Raw genomic sequence first — 19,751 nt, forward strand, 5'->3', positions numbered from 1 at the left:
GTCTCCCCCGCAGTGTCCCCGGTGCGGGCGCGTCACGGGAGAGCCCGGGCACCCTCAGTGGGGGTAAGAGGTGATGTCCCCAAAGGGCAGTCCGCGGCGCACCCCGCGCGGGAAGTCGACCGGGCCGACTTCCCGCGCGGGCGCTTGCGGCCGGGGCTCAGTCGAAGCGGATGTGCTTGACCCCTGTCCAGGCGCGGCGGAGACGGCCTCGGAGCGCACCGTCGCCGTTCGGAGCGAGGACCAGGCCCGAGGACGCGGCGATGTGGTCGGCGACCTGGGCGACCGTCAGCCGATCGGTCCAGACGTGCTGGGCGAACTCCTCCTCACGCAGACGCTCCAGGCACAGGTCGAGCTTCGACACGGCGAAGCTCTCCCGGCGCAGCGGGGCGTCCTTCCCGGCCACGAACTGCAGGACGTGCCCGCCCCCGCGCTCGCGCAGCCGTCGCAGCACCGTCCCGCGCTCGGCCAGCAGGGCGAAGTGGCGGACGTCGTGGCCGCGTTCGCGCAGCCGACCGACCGTCTCGCGGAAGTACTCCGGCTCGACGACCGTCATCGGCGCGATCACCACACCGTCGTGCCCGGTGAGCACCCGGTCCAGCACCTCGACGACGCCCTGCCGCCACGCGGGGAGGTCCTGGAAGTCCCCGCGCAGCGACGGCGGCATCATCCGGTGCAGGCCGAACCCCACGTGCTCGGGGTCACAGACGACGCTGCCGGGGAGGCGCCACCGGATCTCGTGGGCGGTCTGGGTCTTGCCGGCGCCGAACGGGCCGTTGATCCACAGGAGCATGCCCCGACCCTACTGACCTGGCCTCCCGCATCACGGCGGGTGCCCGCTCGATGCGAGCGGGCACCCGGAACCCGCGTCCGACCGATGGAGAATTCACACCGGGCATTTCATATCCCATATGAATGACCCAAACCCATTCCCTCGCCGAAATTCTCAGCACCTCTGGAATATGATTCGCATCGAATCCAGTCCAGGAGGAATGCATGCGACTGTCTCGTAAATATGCACAGAATATTACCCAGGGGCCAAGCCGTGCAGACCTGACGCTGACCCCTGTTCTTCCCTACCCCGACGGCTGGTCGGCGCTGGCGTTCTCCGGCGAGCTGAAGCCCGGCTCCGTACTCACCCGGCGGCTCCACGGCGAGGACGTGGTGCTGTACCGGCTGCGGGACGGCCGCGTTCGAGCCGTCCGGCCCTACTGCCCGCACCTGGGCTCCCACTTGGGCCTGGCCAGGGTCGACGGCGACGACCTGGTCTGCCCGTTCCACCAGTTCGCGTACGGCCCGGACGGCGCGTGCGTGCGGACCGGCTACGGCACACCACCCCCGAAGGCCTCACTGACCGGGCTGCCGGTTCACGAGATCAACGAGACCGTGTTCGTCTGGTGGCACCACGACGGCCGCGCCCCGGACTGGGAGATCCCGGCCATCCACACCGTCGGCCACCTGCCCCGGCGTTACGGCACCTGGGAGATGCCCGGCCACGCCCAGGAGATCATGGAGAACTCCGTCGACGTGGGGCACTTCGGCACCCTGCACGGCTGGGCCAAGGCCGAACTCCCCGTTCCCGTCGTCTTCGGCGAGAAGACCTTCCACGTCTCCATGCGGGTGCGCGAGAAGTTCCCGTTGATCGGCGAGAGCCCCATCGACATCGAGGTCGACGGCTACGGAATCGGCTTCCTGCACTCCGACAGCCACACACCGCGGCTGCGCACCCGGATGTGCACGCTGATCATGGGCACCATGATCGAGCCCAACCGGATGCAGTACCGGCAGGCGAGCCGACTCGTCTTCGACGAGCCGTCGATCCTGCCGAAGCCGCTGGCGCGGCAGGCGAGTCGGACCCTGTCCCGACTGCTGATGGGCCCGCTGATCAGGGCCAGCGAGGACTTCACCGCCGTCGACTACCCGATCTGGTACAGCAAGAAGTACCGCCCGCACCCGAAGCTCGCCAAGGGGGACGGACCGATCGGCCAGTTCCGGCACTGGGCCCGGCAGTTCTATCCGCAGGACCAGAACGAACGGCACGTGCCCGGCCCCCAGGACTCCGACCCCGCCCGGTTCGACTGACGCCCGGGAGCCAGGAGACGGAGAGCCCGTACCGCTCGTACCCGGGGCGCCCGGGCACGAGCGAGTCGGCCGGTTCAGGCGGCGTGCCACCACTGGTCCTGATAGCCGTTGTTGCAGTCGAACTGGATGGCCACCGTGTCATTGGCGAAGCCCTGGACGGCGAGGCACTTCCCGCTGTAGCGGTTGGCCAGCATGAAGTGGCCGTTGCCGTTCGGGTCGAAGCGGACCTGCCAGTGCTGGTCCGGCCACGCCCCGCAGGTGGTCTGGACGGCGGTGGCGTTGTTGTCCCCGCCGCGCACGGCCAGGCACAGGGAGCTGCTGTCGTTCCGCACCTGGACGTCGTCCCAGCTGCTGCCCGTGAAGTTCCAGTGCTGGTCGGCCCAGTTGGTCCCCAGGTTGTAGTCACAGGTGTACTGCTGGGCGTAGCTCTCGCCGTACCCTCGGGAGACCAGGCACTGTCCGCTGTGGTCGTTCACCAGGTGAACCACGGACTGCAGCGAGGGACTTGTGGTCGTCGTTTCGGCGGAAGCCGCCCCTCCCATCGGCAGGGCCACCAGAGTCGCAGCACCGAGAAAAGCGAATGACTTCTTCATGCGATCCTCCCTTTGTCGGGACCGAGCCCCATCAGCATTGCCGGGAAGGCCGGCGAAGTCACCGCGGGAATGCGCCAGGATCCGGGGTCGGGGAGGAGAGTGCATCAAGTGACGCGAGGGGAATCCGACCTCGGCATCGCGAGGCCGCTCGTGGACGCCCGGGGCCGCGATTCCTCCTGCCCCCACGGGCATGTGGCGGTCGGCACCGCCCGGACCTGGGACTCGGACGACGCTCGGTGGGTGTCCCGCTCGCTCATGCCTGGCCGGGAACGTTCGGGCGTCGACGTGACCCGGGAGGGGCGCCGCCTTCCACGTCCCGCGGCGCCCGTCCTTCCGCCTTCGACCGCGAGGCCGACAAGTAGCGCAACACCGTCGAGCGGTACATCGACAAGCACTGCCTGGTAGTGCTTCGTCAGGTCGGGGCTGGTCTTGGCCTGGATATTGGGTTGCTGGCAGGTCGGGCATGCTCCGTTCCAGGTCGCCAGGAGGTGCTGGAGGGCTCTGACAGCCTGGCAGGGGGCATGCCCGAGAGGCACTTCTGGGCGGCTCCGGGCGAGGGTGACGGATTCGATCCCGGTACGGAAACGGAAGCCGCCCCGTCCGACAGCCGGCGGCTGCCGGACGGGGCGGCGGTGTCCCTTCCCTGCGGGGCGTCTGCCCCGACGGTCAGACGGTGCCCAGGATCTGACCCCAGTCGAGCCAGCCCGGGGTGGCGAAGTCGTCGCCGCCGTTGGAGAGCAGGGCGGTGGTGGCTCCGTTGGTGACCAGGTAGTCCAGCCGGTTGTCGCCGTTGATGTCGGCGAAGTTCACCTGGTTCTGGTTGGTGGTCGTACCGAGGATGATCCTCGGGCGGAGGAACCAGCCGCCGCCGACGTCACCACCCCTGTTGATGTACGTGGTGACGGCGCCGTCGCCGTTGACGATGTTGTAGTCGGCCTTGCCGTCGCCGTCGATGTCCGCGAAGCGGATCCGGCTGCGGTCGCCCGTGACGCCCCACGCCACCTGACCGATCGGGGAGAACCCGCCGCGGCCGTCGCCTCCCCGGTTGAGGTAGACGGTGACCGCGCCACTGTCGCTGAGCGTGATGTAGTCGGCCTTGCCGTCGCCGTCCCAGTCCGCGAACCGCACGTGGTCGGCGTCGCCGGTGCTGCCCTGGGTGACCTGGCCCAGGTTCGTCCAACCGCCGCGGCCGTCACCGCCGTTGTTCTGGAAGACGGTGACCGCACCGCCGGTGAAGTACAGGTAGTCGACCTTGCCGTCACCGTCCCAGTCCGCGAAGCGGACCTTCGTCCGGTCGCTGGTGAGACCGAACGCGACCTGGCCGAGTTCGGTCCAACCACCGTGGCCGTCACCGCCGTTGTTCAGCTTGACGTTGACCGAGCCGTTGTCGTTGATGATGATGACGTCCGCCCGGCCGTCACCGTTGAAGTCGCCCCAGCGGACCTTGCCGTCGCCGCCGGACTCAGTGCCGGCCGAGTGGCGGCCGTAGGTGAAGGATCCGGAGGACCAGAGCGAGCTGCCGTCCACCCGGTAGATCACCAGGTTGCCGTCGGGCTGGAAGAACATCACGTCCCCGGCCGCCGAATAGGTGCCGCTGGACCAGAGAGAGGTGCCGGCGGTGTGGGCGGCCTGCGGGTAGCTGACCAGGTTGCCGTCGGCCTGGAGGCTGAGTACGGCGTTCGCGTTGCCACCGTCGCCCATCGTCCAGGTGCCGTAGCCCGGGTTGGAGATGACGAGCTGGCCGCCGTCGAAGCGCATCCGGGCGTTGCCCGCGGACCAGGTGGTGCCGCTGGGGTAGTTGGTTTCATCGCTCGGGAACAGCACGTACCCGGGGGTGCCGGACAGCAGCGCCGCCTGACTGGGCGTCAGCGCGGTGCCGGCCCAGGTCTGGACGTTGGAGACGGAACCCTTGTAGAAGAACGTGTGGGTACCGGCGTTGAGGTAGTCGCCGACCCGGAAGCCCTTGTTGCTGAATCCCGAAACCGCCTTGTGCCCAGTCGAGTTGGCCACGATGCCGTTGACGTACAGCGCCATCACACCGGTGGCGCTGTTGAACGTCGCCGTCAGGTGCGTCCAGGTGCCCGTCTGGATGTAGTTGCTGCCGGCGCCCGGGTGCACGCAGTCGTACCACCAGCCGGAGTCCTGCACCGCCATGCAGAACTCCCACTGGTTGAGGGTGCTGTTCGCATGGAGGATGAAGCCGGCGGTGTTGTTGCCGTCCTGCGAGAGCAGGATGCCGCCTGTGACATCCGGCTTGGCCCACGCGGAGACGGTGAAGCTGTTCGCCACGTCCACTGCCGGAGCACTGGTGCTCATGGCACCGCCGGCGGTGCCGTTGAGGTGGACGTCGGGGCTGAACAGGTCCTTGCTGCTCCAGGTCGCGCCGGCCTGGCCGGTGAGGTTCAGGCTGCCGGTGCGGTCGGCGGCGGTGGTGACCGCCGCGCCCTCGGTGGCGTTGTCGTTGAGCGCCCAGCTGTGGGTGGCGGTGACCAGGAGCTGGGCCGACTGGCCGCTGATCGTGGTGCCGTTGAACAGATTGGCGGAGGCGCCGCCGTTGGCGTCCACCGACCAGAGGTCGAGGGTGCCGTTGCGGTCGATGTCCGCCGCCTGGAGGGTGGGCTTGGCGGCCTTGGTCCAGCCGGTCGAGGCGACGACCTTGGGGGTGGCACTGTTGCCCAGGGTCAGGTCCAGGAGGTTCGCCGCACTGTAGTAGTACAGCTGGCCGCCGGCGTCGGACCGGGCGAACAGGCCCGGCATGCCGTCGGTGCCGAGCGCGGTGACGATCGTCCAGCCGGCCCAGTTGCCGGTGCCGGTCGGGTTGGTGTCGGAGAGGTCGACCTCGGCGGGGAAGAAGCCGCCGGACTGCGCGGTGGTCGGCTGGAGGTAGAGCGAGCCGTCCAGGATGCTCAGCAGCGACGGGAACGGGTTCGCTTCTCCCTGGGCCGCGGTCGTGTAGAGCTTCCCGGCGTTGGCGATCCAGGTGGCCTTCGCCTTCGTGGTGGGCGAGGTGAAGGCGACCGACGGGACGCCCTTGCCGATCAGCGGCGACAGCGCCGAACCGTCACCGTTGCCGAAGAGGACGAGGCCGACACCGGTGGCCGGGTTGTACTGGAGGACGTCGTTGAAGCCGGCGCCGGACCGGAAGTGACCGACGATCGCCTGGGTGCCGGTCCAGTCCGCCGGGGACGGGTTGGTACCCGCGAGCCCCTCGGAACCGAGGTTGTCCGCGGCGGTGTTCAGCGACTTGTCGGTGGCACCGCTCGCGAGCCAGAGGCCGCTCGGCAGGCCGGACTTGCCGCCGACCGCGACGAGGTCGGCGCGGCCGTCTCCGGTGAGGTCGTTCTCCGGAGCGGTAGCCGGGGGCGCGGCGTTGATCTCGAGGACCTCGCTGTCACCACTGGGATTGCCGCCCGTGGAGAGCGCGGTGATGGTCAGCACGTTGTGCGCCCGGGTCGGCTTCACGGTGACGGTGGCGCCACCGGAGACGGCGGCGACCGTGCTGGGCGCGGCACCGTTCATCTGGTAGACGTAGCTCGCGGGCGCGGTCCCCACCGGGTTGGCGGCGATGGTCACCTGGGCCGGGGCGCCGACCGTGAACGGGCCGGCGCCGATGGTGGCCGTCGGCTTGCCCGGAGTGCTCGGGTCGAAGGTGAACCGACAGGTCGCGCTGGTGCCGCTGTCGGCGATGCCGTCGTTGGTGTAGACGTTCCAGGAGAACGTCGTCGCCGCGCCGCCTGACGCGGCCAGCAGGGCCTCCCGGCTCACCACGAGCTGGGCCGTGGTGCCCGAGTCCGCCTTCAGACCGGTGGTGGACGAGGCGACCACCGCGCCGGTGGCCGTCTTGACCACGCGGAAGGCGACGCCGAGTTGGCTTCCCTCGGGGTCGGACACCGCGGCTCGCAGGACGAAGTCGCTGTTGCCGACCACGGTCGGGGTGGCCGCGGTGCAGGAGGTCGCCGGCGAGGTGGTCAGCGTGGTGGGCGTGTTCGGCACGTGGTTGTACTGCGTCGTCATGGTCATCGAGCTCGGCTGGAACTTCTTCCAGCCCTTGCCGTCGGACTCGTTGGTCGCCCGCAGCCCCAGGGTGATGTCCCCCCAGTTGCCGTTGGCCGCGCTCTGCATCACCCCGGTGGTGTCGAAGCCGACCTGGGCGGTGGGGCAGTCGCTGCTGTAGCCGTTGGCGACGTTCTTGGTGGCGCTCTTGGTGGTCCAGCCGGGCTGGTTGTTCCACGTCGTCGAGGACGAGATGGCGTCGGTCTTCCACAGCTCGACGTCACGCGCCTCACAGGACGGCGACCAGGTCTCGGTGGCGTAGAACATGGAGGAGCTGATCTGCGCACCGTAGATGTTGTTGGGCACCGACATCCGGACGAAGGCCCGGCCGACGTAGTACGGCGACTCCCAGTTGTTGTAGCCGACCCGCAGGCCCGCGGTGTCGCTGGTGTTCCAGTAGCTGGTGGTCGGGAAGGCCGAGCTGACGTACGTCCAGCCGAGCCGGTTGCCGCCGGCGGAGTAGGTCGGGTCGATGTACAGCGGCCAGACGGTGTTCGCGCCCGAGAGCAGCGCGGAGTCGGGGGTGAGGGTGATGGCCCCGTCCTTGACCTCCGCCTTCAGTGGCGCGGTGTGCGCGGTGGCGCCGGGGCCGGCGACGCTGGAGCGGGCCGGGCTGCCGCTGCGGGCGTCCAGCACCTTGCCGTCGGTCGGGTCGGTGACGTTCGGCACCGAGGTGTCCGCCGCCGAGTCCCAGACGCCGCGGACGGGCGCGGGCGCGGAGAACGCGACCTGGCCGTGCTTGTCCTTGGCGGTGATGTTGCCGCCCGCGTCCGTCTCCAGGTCCACACCGGTGGTCCGGGTGGTGAAGGCGAGCTTCTTGAGGGCCGGGTTGGCGGCCGCGGCCGCGTCCTTGACGACCAGGACCTCGGAGAAGCCGCCCTGCGGGTCGGCGGTGACCTTGAGGTCGACGCCGGGCAGCAGGGCGTAGGTCGCGGTGGGGCCGTCCAACGCCGGGGCGGGCAGGTTCTTGACCAGCGCGGCCGGGAGCGACAGCGACAGCGAGCGGTTGCCGTTCTTCATCTCCGCCAGCGGGCCGGAGCCGCCGCCGGAGAGGGTGAGTGCGCTGCCGGCCACCTTCGGCGCGATCGTGCCGTCGGGGCGCTTCACCAGGGTGGCGTCCAGCGCCTTCCAGCCGCCGTCCTGGTACGCGCGGACGGGGGTGACGGACTGGTTCAGGGTGAAGCTGCCGTCCGGGTTGGCCGTCAGCTCGTCGGTCGGCGTGGTCGCGGCCTGGACCACGACCCCTTTCCCGGACGTCCGGGCCTTGGCGGACGCCTGCTCGGCCGTCAGTGGACCGGCGACCGGCGGCGCGGACGGCTGCTGGACGGTGGACGGCTGCGGCGCCGCGGCGTCGGCCTGCGCGGGTATCGCCGCGCTGAGTGTCAGTGCGGTCAGCGTCGCGCCCAGCGCTGCGCTGAGCACGCGTCTTGACGTGGAAGGTGGCACGGGTAGCCCCCACCCTTTCGTTCTTCGGTTCGGACGACGGCGAAGCGCCGACGTCGGGCAGGAGGTTCGCACAGCGTGAGCCGCATCTGAATAGCCTCCTGGCGATCAGTCAGAAGGGATTGGGCGACTTCTCGACCCTTTGCCCGCTTATGACGACTGCAACTCGCTGCAAAGAGTTGGCAAAATCGACTGGTCGAGGAGGGCTGGCCGATGACGAGGGGCGGCCGCTCTTGCCATAGTCATCGCCACTTCCGGCAGTGATCATCACGTCGGGTAATCAGTGCTGCCCTCACGCAGCCCATCCGCAGAGGTGTGACCGAGTCCATGCTCCGCAGAGCGAAGCACCAAGTCGGGAAATCCGACTCAGAACTGATACTTCGTCAACAAAGATCCTGGCAGTGGATAGGGGGAACCACCGCGGCGGCACTGGCCTTCGCACTCCTCACCACCCCCGCCCAGGCCGCCGACCAGCTCCAGCCCTGGAAGCCCGACACCCCGTCCGCGGGCGCCGTCAAGGGCGTCAAGGACCTCAAGCCGAAGATCGCGCAGCAAGTCGACCAGACCCAGCGCACCTTCACCCCGCACGCCACCGCCTGGCCCAAGGCGGCCAAGGGCAGCGCCCACCTGGCCGCGTCCTCGGACAAGGCCGCCGGCGTCAGGCAGACCGCCGTCGGCACCCCCGTCTGGCTGCAGGCGGCCAAGCCGGACAGCGGCGCCGAGCAGGGGCCGTCCGACATCGGCGTGACGGTGGTCGACCACAGGAAGTCCGGTGAACTGGGCATATCCGGCGTGGTCTTCACGGTCGACCCGCCCGCCGGCAGCACGCGCGAGGGCAAGGTCCGGGTCGGCGTCGACTACTCGGCCTTCGCCGAGGCCTACGGCGGCAACTACGCCTCCCGCCTGCACCTCGTCACCCTCCCGGCCTGTGCGCTGACCACGCCCGAGGTCGAGGCCTGCCGGGTGCAGACCCCGCTCCCCACCCAGCGGGACGCCAAGTCGTCCAGCGTGTCGGCGGAGATCGGGCTCGCGAAGCCCTCGGCGGCCGGCCTCCAGGTCCTCGCCGCGACCGACTCCGGCAACCAGGGCGGCGGCCCGGCCGGCAACTACGCGGCCAGTGCGCTGTCCCCGGCCGGATCGTGGACGGGCGGCGGCGCCGGCGGGTCCTTCACCTACGCGTACCCGATCCAGACCCCCGGCTCCACGACCACGCTGGTCCCCAACGTCTCGCTGGGCTACGACTCGGCCTCGGTGGACGGCAAGACCGCCTCCACCCAGGCCCAGGCCTCCTGGGTCGGCGACGGCTGGTCGACCCCGGACTCCTTCATCGAGCAGACCTTCACCTCCTGCGCCGACAAGCCCGGGGGTACCGCGTCGCCCTCCGAGACCGGTGACCAGTGCTACGCGGGGCCGGTCCTCACCCTCTCCCTGAACGGCTCGTCGACCGCGCTGGTCTGGGACTCCGGCAAGAACACCTGGAAGCCGCAGAACGACAACGGCGAGGTCATCGGCCACGTCACCGGCTCCAACAACGGCAGCGGCACCTACAACACCGACTACTGGACGGTCACCGACCGCTCCGGCACGGTGTACTACTTCGGCCGCAACCAGCTGCCCGGCTGGAGCTCCGGCAAGCCGGTGACCAACTCGGTCGACTCGGTGCCGGTCTACTCCTCGCACTCCGGTGACCCGTGCTACAACGCCGCCGGTTTCGACTCCTCGGTCTGCACCATGGCCTCCAAGTGGCACCTGGACTACGTCAAGGACGTCCGCGGCCAGGCCATGTCGTACTGGTACACCCAGGACACCAACTACTACGGGCAGAACAAGGGCAAGAGCAACACCAAGTACGTCCGCGACTCGTACCTGTCCCGGATCGACTACGGCTTCCTCGACAACGGCGCCTTCGGCACCGTCCCGGACCAGGTGCACTTCCTGACCGGTTCGCGCTGCGTGGCCGCCACCTGTGACCCGATCTCGACCTCGAACGCCGGGACGCAGTACCCGGACGTGCCGTTCGACCTGGTCTGCGACAGCGGCAAGACCTGCACCTCCCAGTTGCCGTCGTTCTTCTCGACCGTCCGGCTGAAGCAGATCGTCACCAAGCAGTACTCGACGGCGGATGCCAAGTACGCCCCGGTCGACACCTACGACCTGGCGCAGACCGCGCCGCCGACCGGTGACGGCACCTCGCCGACACTCTGGCTGGCCTCCGTCACCCGCACCGGCAACGACACCACGGCCGGCGGGGCGGGCTCCCTCCCGCTGCCGCCCGTGGTCTTCGGCGGCACCACCATGCAGAACCGGGTGGACACCGCCGACTTCCCCGGCATGTACCGTTACCGGCTGACCTCGATCACCAGCGAACTCGGCGGTCTGACCGGCGTCACCTACGGCCTGCCGAACCCGTGCACCGCCGCCTACGTGGCCTCGACAAACGCCTCCGGCAACACCAACTCCTGCTACCCGGTGAGCTGGACGCCGAAGTTCTACACCGCTCCGATCACCGACTGGTTCCAGAAGTACGCCGTCACCAGGGTCCAGGAGACCGACCAGACCGGCAGCGCGCTCGCCAAGGCCACCTCCTACGAGTACGGCGGCGGCGCGGCCTGGCACTACGACGACAACGAGGTCGTCCAGCCCAAGTACCGCACCTGGGGCCAGTTCCGCGGCTACGCGGATGTGACCACCCTGGTGGGCGACGGCACCAACGACCGCCGGACCAAGCAGAAGACCGCCTACTACCGGGGCATGGACGGCGACTGGCTCTCGGCCGGCTCCACCCGGTCCGTCTCCCTGACGGACTCCCAGGGCGGCGCCCACCCCGACAGCGGTCCGCTGTCCGGCATGGCGTTGGAGAGCACCACGTACAAGGGCGAGGGCGGCGCGGTCGAAAACCTGGCCATCACCTCGTACTGGGTCTCGCCGGCCACCGCGACCCGCAGCCGCAGCGGCCTGCCGGACCTCACCGCGAAGGCGGTGAAGCCCGCCGAGAGTTACAGCCGCCAGGCTCTGACCTCCGTCACGCCCACAGCGTGGCGGGTGAACGAGACCGACAGCAGCTACGTCTCCGACTCGGCTGACGCCAACTTCGGTCTTCTGAAGGCCACTTACTCGCACACCGTGCCGGCGGACACCGCGTACGACCAGTGCACCAGCTACACCTATGCTCCGGCGAACACCGGCCTGAACCTCGTCGGGCTGGTCGCCTCCCAGGAGACCGTGTCGGTGGCCTGCGGCGGCTTCACCCAGGGCAGCTCCGCCTCGGCCCCGGCCGGCTACAACACCCTCACCGCGCCCGCCGCCGTCAACCGCCCGGCGCAGGTGCAGTCCGCCACCCGGACGTTCTACGACGACCCGCAGTTCGGGACAACCTTCCCGCAGGCCAAGGCGCCGACCGTCGGCAACGTCACCATGACGCAGACCGCCGCCGACTACACCGGCGGTGCCTACACCTGGCAGACCGGCGCGCGCACCACGTACGACACGTACGGACGCCCGCTGGCCGTGAAGGACGCCAACGGCAATGCCACCACGACGGCGTACACCGCGAACACGGTCGGCCTGACCACCGGTGCCACGGTCACCAACGCCAAGAACCAGACGGCCAGGACGACGCTCGCGCCCGCTCGCGGCCTGACCCTGTCCGCGACCGACGCGAACGGCGTCACCGCCACGAGCCAGTCGGACGCACTGGGCCGCCTCACCGGGGTGTGGACGCAGTCCCGCCCGACGTCCGAGCCGGCGAACCTGAAGTTCGACTACACGGTGTCCAACACCGGCCTCTCCGGATCGACGACGGCGAAGCTCAACGAGGCTCTGAGCTACGTGACGTCGATGACCGTCTACGACTCGCTCGGCCGGGTCCGCCAGACCCAGTCGCCGACCCCGCAGGGTGGCCGCCTGATCACCGAGTCGTACTTCGACTCCCGCGGCCTGGTCAGCAAGACCAACAAGGCCCTCTGGGATCAGACCAACCCCCCGGCGCTGGCACTCGCCGCCGAGGTCCCGGCCCAGCAGATCCCGAACCGGGAAGTCACCACCTATGACGGCCTCGGCCGCGCCGTGCGGGTGGACTCGCTCAAGAACAACGTGGTCCAGGAGAGCACCACCACCGTCTACGGCGGCGACCGCACCACGGTCGTCCCGCCCACCGGCGGCACCGTCAAGACCACTGTCACCGACCCCCTCGGCCGGACCGTCGAACTCGACGACTACACCGTGCGGCCCACCGTGACGGCGCCCACCGACACCTTCACCGGCAACTACACGGTGAGCGGCGGGACCAGCCAGGCGATCACCTACGGCTTCGACGGCCACGGCAAGCAGAACACCGTCACCGCCGCCGGCTCCACCTGGACCAGCACGTACAACCTGCTCGGCCAGGTCACCGCCAAGAACGACCCCGACGCCGGGGCCAGCACGATGCAGTACGACGCGGTCGGCAACCTCGCGCAGTCCACGGACTCGCGGGCGAAGACCGTCAGCTACACGTACGACAAGCTGAACCGGAAGACGGCGTCCTTCGCCTCGCCGCTGACCGCGCAGTCGGACACCACCCGACTCGCGTCCTGGGTGTACGACAACGACAACGCCGTGGCCGGGGTGACCAACCCCATCGGCCACGCCACCACGTCGACCTCCTACGCCAACGGCGCCGCCTACACGACGCAGTCCGCGGGCTTCAACGTCTTCGGCGCGTCCCTCGGCGCGACCGTCACGATCCCGGCGGCCGAAGGCACGACGCTCGGCGGCAAGTCGTACGTGTTTTCCCACACGTACCTCGCCAACACCGGCCTGCCCTACACGGACACCTACCCCGCCGGAAACGGCCTGTCGGCCGAGTCGGTCCAGTACACGTACGCGCCCAAGTTCGACCTGCCGTCCGGTCTGGCCGCCGGCAACTACACGTACACCCAGGAGACGGCGTACGACGCCTGGAGCCGCGTCCTCCAGTCGCAGATCGGCAGCCCCGGCAGCTTCGGCGTCATCCAGAACAGCTACGACGTCCACACCGGGCGCCTGACCGACCAGCTCGTCCAGCGCTCCAACACGGGCACCCCGAGCGACGTCGACCGCCAGCACTACGACTACGACCTGGCAGGGAACGTCACCCGGCAGGTCTCCACCCGCCTCGGCGCGACCTCCGAGACGCAGTGCTTCACGTACGACCAGCTCGACCGCCTCAACCAGGCGTGGACCGCCACCGACTCCTGCGCGGCCACCCCGACCACGGCGTCCCACTCCCAGGTCGGTGACGCCGTCACCGGCGGCGCGTACTGGACCGACTGGGCCTTCGACGCCCTCGGCAACCGCACCCGCCAGGTGGAGCACTCCACCACCGGCGGCGCGGACACCACCACCACGTACACCTACAACGGGAACGGGAAGAACCAGCCCCACACCCTGACCTCCGCCACCGGTGGCACCAGCCTCGACTACGACACGACGGGCAACACCACCAAGCGCGTGACCACTGCCAACGGCACCCAGACCCTGGCGTGGGACGACGCGGGCCGCCTCAGCTCCATCAAGGGCGGCACGGCGGGCGACACCAGCTACGTCTACGACGCCGACGGCAAGGTCCTGCTCCAGAAGGACCCGGGCAGCACGATCCTCTACCTGCCGGGCCAGCAGTTCACGCTCACCAGCGTGGGAGCCGTCTCCGGCACCCGCTACCTCCCCCTCCCGGGCGGCGGCACCGTCGTCCGCACGGGGTCGTTCACCAACTACCAGTTCGAGATCGCGGACCCGCACGGCACCGCCAGCCTGGTCCTCGACCAGACCTGCCAGACCCCGACCTGGCGCCAGTTCACCCCCTACGGCGCCCCGCGCGGAACCACCGCCACCTGGCCCGACAACCGGGGCTTCCTCAACGCCCCGGCGTCCAAGGCCACCGGCCTCAACATCCTGGGGGCCCGCCAGTACGACCCGGTCACGGGCCGCTTCGTCAGCCTCGACCCGATCTTCGAGGCGACCGACGCTCAGCAGTTGGGCGGCTACAACTACGCGGGCAGCAACCCCATCACCAAGAGCGACCCCAGCGGGTTGATGGCCTGGGACTACGAATCCGGAATCTCGGCCGGCACTGCCAAGCAGCTGGGCGAAGAAGTTGCAAAGAGGCCGGCCAACCACTGCCCGCTCGTTCTTTTGAAGCCTTGCGGCAGTAACGGCGGCCTTCGAACGAGCATCTTCACCTCAGGGCGACAGGATGCCCCCAAGGTTGACAGCACAGAGCTCCAGAAGGTCATGAATGACATCTACTCTCCTGCCGAGAAGGAGCCGGTGATCGGAAATGGAAAGGCTGCCACCGCCCTCCTCCACGAACTAGAGACTGGCCAGCAGACAAAGGGGACGTGGCATGTGATAGACAATGCCGAACTCCTTTCCAGACTGAGGAAATTCCTAGACGAAGGAAAGAAAAAGGATTCCAAACACATTCTGACCACGGAAGAGGACAAGAGAATCGCCCTCGCAGAAGCCGAAGAGCTCTGGAACGCGCTAAACGCTGTGGACGAGGCCGGGGAGCTCACCGAATACATGAAGGCGACGCCACAAGCAAGGGAAACTGTCAGGAATGTCGCCAGAGATGTGGTCAACACCCCCGAGCTTCGCACTGCGACCGGCCAGCAATTCACGGAGAAGCAGTATTCACGAGCCCAAAGGATCGACGGACCTCGCACATCGGGTCTACTGAAGGGCGTTGGAGTAGCAGGCGAAGTACTGACCTTCGTAGGCTTCATCATGGACTACAATGAAGCATACAAGCATGCAGGTGAATGTCAGCAGTACTGCGGTCCTGCTTGATGAAAGCTACACGAGGCAGTGATCTCATTGCATGAGGTTTCAGATTCAAGATTTGTTCGAACAGTACTGGTCAATGAAATCCCGGAGTCGGCCGACCCCCTCGCGGGATTGGACCGTGACGAGTGCTGGTCCGCAGAAAATCTGGGACGAGAGCCTCGAGAACTCAATATCTACGAAATTCTCTCCGAGGCATTCTATTGGCCAATCTTGAAACCTGCCAGTGAAGTTGGAGACACCGGGGTGATCGAAAAATCCCAGAGGTTCATCAACGCCTTGCTGCAAAGCGGTCGAAGCGAGGTGATACAGGCACTCGAAATTCGAGTCCTGGACCGCCTTTCGACTTCCGAAAGGAATGCCCTGGGCCTCCAGGTAAATGAATAACCGGATATAAATAGTCGCGGGTGGCGGAACGTTTATTTCCTGTTCCGTCACCCGCTGACTGTTACCGGATGGTCGGGCAAGACCACGAGTAGTGCGCTTATGAGCGCATGTCCAAGTGTCAGCTCACCGCGAGGCCGGCGAGGCGGACAGCGGCCGGCTGCGGGTGAACGAGCCAGCGCAGGTGGCTGCCTTCCAGCGTGTGGCCGTCGAAGGGGCTATGAAGTAACCACTCATGCAGCCGAGTTGGGCGCGACGGCGAAGGCCGTGAGTGTCCACGCCGTCACCGACGAGGCATCCTACCCGCCGTCTGGGATCCGGAGCACGCTGCGGGCCCGACCGCCGCCGCCCGCACCGGGCGGCGGCGTGCCCACTGCCGCATCCCCGCCGAAGAGGGCCATCGCCCGAAATGGCGTCTTGGCCGTCGAAACGCTCGACGCGCTCGCCACCTGGCAGCTCACGCCCGCCGGTGGTGGTCGCGGATGCCGGCTACAGGGACGCCAGGCTCAGAGCGGCGCCGGTACCGAGCAGTCCGGCCGTCGGACGGGAACGGTGATGCACTGCGGCCCTCCACGGGGGTCGGCGGAGGGGCAGCGCCGCTGCGCTGCCCCTTTGCCGGGGTCGATGGGTTTGCCTACGAACCAGATTCAGGGGAGCGACACCCGCCCTCAGTGATGCATCGTCAGAACCCGCATGCGGAAGGGCCGCTGAGCCGACTGATTCCGGCCAAGTTCGACGAACCGTGCCGCTGCCGTGACCGGACTGGATAGCTTTCGAGCGATCCGGAATGCGTCATTCACCTTCGGGCCAGGCGCTCCAACTCCTGGACGCGTTGCCGGACTTGCCCTCATTGTCTGCACAGACGGGAATCGTGATGAGCACCCCGAGCACGGGAACACCTGCCGCCACACCAGTGACGCCCCCGACAGGCACCTCGGCCACGACCGAAGTGGACAGGGCGGCGCTCGACGGCCCGACACCGAAGGACCTGCTCCCGGCCACCGGCAACTACCCGACGGAGATCGTCCGTTACCGCTCGGTGGTGCTCACCGACATCCCCGGGGCGAAGCCGGCGCGCAAGCTGACCGGGGCCATCGACCTCGGTGAGGAGAACCTGCCGTTCTACGACCGCCCGGCCGAGGGCATGATCGTCACCACGGAGCAGAGCTGGTCGGCCCAGGGCGTCACGCTCGGCCGGCTGCTGCACAGCCTCGCGCTCGCGCCCGGCGAGAGCACCAAGGTCGCGGTCGTCGACTGGCAGCGCACCACCAAGGCCACCGGCACCGAAGGGGCGTCCGAGAACGAGGCGCTGTCCAGCACCAGCGACCAGAACCGGTCGATCAGCGAGGTCGCGAACGCGATCGCCCGCGAGGAGCAGCACGGCGACTCCCACGGGTTCCAGTTCAGCAAGTCGTCCAGCTCCGGCGGCAGCGCCGGCATTGCGTTCCTCAACCTCAGTGCCGGCGCCAACTGGAGCAACTCGGAGAACGCGGGCGTCGCGACCGCGGTTTCGCGCTCCACCGGCGTGCGGTCGGTCGCGAACGAGGCGACGCAGCGGATCAGCGCGCGGACCCAACAGCTGGCGACCGCGGCCCGCAGCCGGAACATGACGGTCGTACGCGAGACGACGCAGGCGGAGAAGGACCAGGTCCTCACCCGGGTCGTCACCAACTACAACCACATGCACGCGATGTCGGTGCAGTACTACGAGGTCGTTCAGGTCTACAACGTGACGACCAAGCCGACCAAGCTGGAACGCTGCCTGTTCATCCCGCTGCAGGAGCTCACCTTCACCCACACCAGCCTGCAACGGTACAAGGAGGTGCTCGCGTCGGTGGCGCCGGCCGACTGGGCGGCGAAGATCCGCGCGGCGAACCCATTCAACACCGCCGTGCGCAGGCTCAACCCGTGCTCGGCGCCGGGGGCACCGGAGAAGCAGGACTTCGCCGGGGTGGAGCTGGCCGACATCGCCGCTTCGGCCATGGGCGTGTACGGGGTGCGCAAGGCCGACGGCAGCCCGGTCCGCTTCGATCCGGTGGCCCAGCAGTGGAAGTCGGTGCCCACCGCAGGACTGAGCGGCGGCCTGACCCGCATCGCGCCGGGCAAGGACACCGTCTGGGCGCTCAGGGCCACCGACAACGCGGTCGTGCAGTTCGACGGGACGACCTGGCGAACCGACCCGGCGGGAGGCCTGGGGGTGCGCATCGCCTGCGGCGCGGACGACACGGTCTACGTCGTCGGCGCCAACAACTTCCTCCATCAGCGAAACCCGGGCAGTTCCTGGACGAACATGGGCGTGTTGGCCGACGATGTCGCCACCACCGGCAAGGACAAGGTGTGGTACTGCCGGCAGGGGTCCATGTACGAGCGCAGCGGCACCGGGTGGGTGCAACGGAACGGGCCGGGCGTGCAGCGTCTTTCCGCCACTTCCGACGGTGCGGTCTGGGCCGTCGTGCAGTCCCAGTCCAGCGCTGAGACCTGGCCCTTCGTGGTGGAGCCCGGTGCGACGAGCTGGGTCCGTCCCACGAACGGCCTCCAGAACATCGTCGGGCTGGCGCAGATCGCCTCGGCCGCCAGCGGGGACTACTGGGTGCTCATGGGCAACGGGACGCTGTCCCGGTACCTGGCGCGCGAGGTGCCGACAGTCTTCGACGACCTGCCGAAGGACGACTTCTCCTCCGCGTCCAGGATCGACGTCTGGTACGACAACGCCGGAATCCGCAGCATCCAGGTGGTCTTCCCGGGCCGGACCTTCCGCTGCGGCGACACCGGCGGCTCCGGCGTGCAGCAGCGCGACTCCTACACCTTCGGCGGCGCCGACAAGCTGCTCTCCGTCGACGCCTGGTCCGGCACGGCCGCCGGCGGCAGCCTCGCCGGGCTGCGCCTGACGATGACTTCGGGCGTGGCGAACTTCGGGATCGCCGCGACCGCCACCGTCGCGCCCGACCTGACCGAGACCGGCGGCGGCTCGGCCATCTGCGGGCTGTTCGGTTCGACGGTGAAGTCCGGCAGCCGCACCTACGTCTCGTCCCTCGGCTTCCACGTGCGGGGCGGGAGCGCGCCCCAGGCGATCCTGGACCACCTGAACGACAACAGCCGTCACTACAGCCAGGCCGTCTGGGTCAACGCCGACGAGCTGACGCTCAGCCGCATCCTCGCCAACTACTCGTACACGCCGGCGGGTTCGAGCACGACGACCGTCCCGCTCGGCATGCTGCTGGACCCGAAGCCGATCGCCGCCACCGGCAACTACCTCGGCTTCCGGTGGAACTTCGCCAGCGAGCAGGAACGCGAGGAGTGGACCAAGTCCCGCCAGCCGGGCGAGAACACGTTCGGGACGCCGGTGGCCGACACGATCGCCATCGCCACCAACGGCGTCTTCGCCGAGGCCGTCCTCGGCCGGTCGAACTCGGCCGAGAAGATCGACCTCACCCGCTTCTGGAACTGGAAGGACTCGCCCATCCAGATCACGCCGGCCGACATCGCCCCGGTGTCCACCGCGTCGCGCGCGCAGAACCTCGACGTCACCGCGGCCGGCATGGGCGTCTCCCAGGCGAAGTTCACGCCGCTGGTGGCAATGCCCGACCCGGTCGGCATGCAGACGGCGCAGGCCCTCGCCACCGCGAACCTGTTCCGCGACATGAGCGGCCTCGACAAGATGAGCCAGGTGCTCACCAAGGGCATCGAGGCCGCCGCCGGCAACGACAAGGCCGCCGGCGAACGCGCCCAGGAAGCCCTGAAGACCGCCACCGAACACGCGGAGAAGATGGCCCAGATCGCGGCCGACCTCGCCGCCAAGGTGATACCGGCCGTGGCCGGAGTGCCCGCCGGCGGCGGCAACCTCAGCGCCCTCGGCGGCATGCTGAACCAGGGCGGCAAGGCCGGTTCGGACGCCAAGGCCGGTTCGGACGCCAAGTCCGACGCGCCGTCCACCGGCGGGTCCGCAGCGAAGGCCTGACCACCGCACCGCACCGCGCGGGCCCGGGCCACCACCCGGGCCCGCCCCGACCCGGAGCAGTCGGAGGCCCGGCACGTCCGCTCAGGTCCGGGAACAGTGCCGGCCGAGCGGGGTCAGCCGCTGCAGGTCGCGGCGCCGAGCAGCTTCTCGAAGGCCTTCCGGGTGGGCAGCGGGGTCGAGAGGCCACTGCCGTTCATCGAGACGGAGAGCTGACGGCGCAGGTCGGGGCTGCTGTACAGGAAGGTGCTGAAGCCCGGGATGCCGCCCGTGTGGCCCCAGAGCTCACCGCAGTCGGTGGTGGTCCGCTCCAGGCCCAGGCCGTACCCGCCCTGGCTCTGCGGGGTAACCGTCATCATCTCGGCGAGCTGCGGCCGGGGCAGCAGCCGTCCGCCGAGCAGGGCGGTGATGAAGGTGTTGAGGTCGGCGGTGGTGGAGATCCC

General features: G+C 68.8%; 7 protein-coding genes and 1 pseudogene. 3 read left to right on the top strand and 5 right to left on the bottom strand.

What is annotated here, in order from left to right; translation table 11 throughout:
- Positions 1–157: 157 nt before the first annotated feature.
- Positions 158–790 carry an AAA family ATPase gene (locus ACGF13_RS22000; RefSeq protein ID WP_392877566.1) on the bottom strand — a complete coding sequence of 211 codons (633 nt, stop codon included), beginning with the start codon at positions 788–790 and terminating at the stop codon, positions 158–160.
- Positions 791–993: 203 nt separating this feature from the next.
- On the opposite strand from ACGF13_RS22000, the gene ACGF13_RS22005 reads away from it, so the two are divergent.
- Positions 994–2,079 (top strand): Rieske 2Fe-2S domain-containing protein, encoded by a 1,086-nt coding sequence (locus ACGF13_RS22005; protein ID WP_392877568.1) that lies wholly within the window; start codon positions 994–996, stop codon positions 2,077–2,079.
- A gap of 74 nt (positions 2,080–2,153) precedes the next feature.
- On the opposite strand, the gene ACGF13_RS22010 is transcribed toward ACGF13_RS22005, so the two are convergent.
- Entirely contained in the window at positions 2,154–3,137 is a 984-nt protein-coding gene (locus ACGF13_RS22010) for an RICIN domain-containing protein (RefSeq protein WP_392877570.1), read from the bottom strand.
- A 201-nt stretch (positions 3,138–3,338) separates the two neighbouring features.
- Positions 3,339–8,147 carry an FG-GAP-like repeat-containing protein gene (locus ACGF13_RS22015; protein WP_392877572.1) on the bottom strand — a complete coding sequence of 1,603 codons (4,809 nt, stop codon included), beginning with the start codon at positions 8,145–8,147 and terminating at the stop codon, positions 3,339–3,341.
- Positions 8,148–8,495: 348 nt separating this feature from the next.
- Here ACGF13_RS22015 and ACGF13_RS22020 point away from each other — a divergent pair, with 348 nt between their 5' ends.
- Positions 8,496–14,975 carry an RHS repeat-associated core domain-containing protein gene (locus ACGF13_RS22020; protein ID WP_392877574.1) on the top strand — a complete coding sequence of 2,160 codons (6,480 nt, stop codon included), beginning with the start codon at positions 8,496–8,498 and terminating at the stop codon, positions 14,973–14,975.
- A 499-nt stretch (positions 14,976–15,474) separates the two neighbouring features.
- On the opposite strand, the pseudogene ACGF13_RS22025 reads toward ACGF13_RS22020, so the two are convergent.
- Positions 15,475–15,573 (bottom strand): annotated as a pseudogene (locus ACGF13_RS22025) (alpha/beta hydrolase); the annotation flags it as partial.
- Between the two features lie 654 nt (positions 15,574–16,227).
- Here ACGF13_RS22025 and ACGF13_RS22030 point away from each other — a divergent pair.
- Positions 16,228–19,311: a hypothetical protein gene (locus ACGF13_RS22030; protein ID WP_392877576.1), complete on the top strand. Its 3,084-nt coding sequence runs from the start codon at positions 16,228–16,230 to the stop codon at positions 19,309–19,311.
- Positions 19,312–19,424: 113 nt separating this feature from the next.
- Here the strand turns inward: ACGF13_RS22030 and ACGF13_RS22035 are convergent.
- The coding region (locus ACGF13_RS22035) for a serine hydrolase (RefSeq protein ID WP_392877578.1) at positions 19,425–19,751 on the bottom strand (327 nt) is incomplete at its 5' end.

Source organism: Kitasatospora sp. NPDC048286 (genome assembly GCF_043201735.1).
In the GTDB taxonomy this organism is placed as follows: Bacteria; Actinomycetota; Actinomycetes; order Streptomycetales; family Streptomycetaceae; genus Kitasatospora.

Coding starts and splice junctions, on each gene's coding strand:
- ACGF13_RS22000 (WP_392877566.1), bottom strand. CDS start 790: ATGCTCCTGTGGATCAACGGCCCGTTCGGCGCCGGCAAGACCCAGACC.
- ACGF13_RS22005 (WP_392877568.1), top strand. CDS start 994: ATGCGACTGTCTCGTAAATATGCACAGAATATTACCCAGGGGCCAAGC.
- ACGF13_RS22010 (WP_392877570.1), bottom strand. CDS start 3,137: ATGCCCGACCTGCCAGCAACCCAATATCCAGGCCAAGACCAGCCCCGA.
- ACGF13_RS22020 (WP_392877574.1), top strand. CDS start 8,496: ATGCTCCGCAGAGCGAAGCACCAAGTCGGGAAATCCGACTCAGAACTG.
- ACGF13_RS22030 (WP_392877576.1), top strand. CDS start 16,228: ATGAGCACCCCGAGCACGGGAACACCTGCCGCCACACCAGTGACGCCC.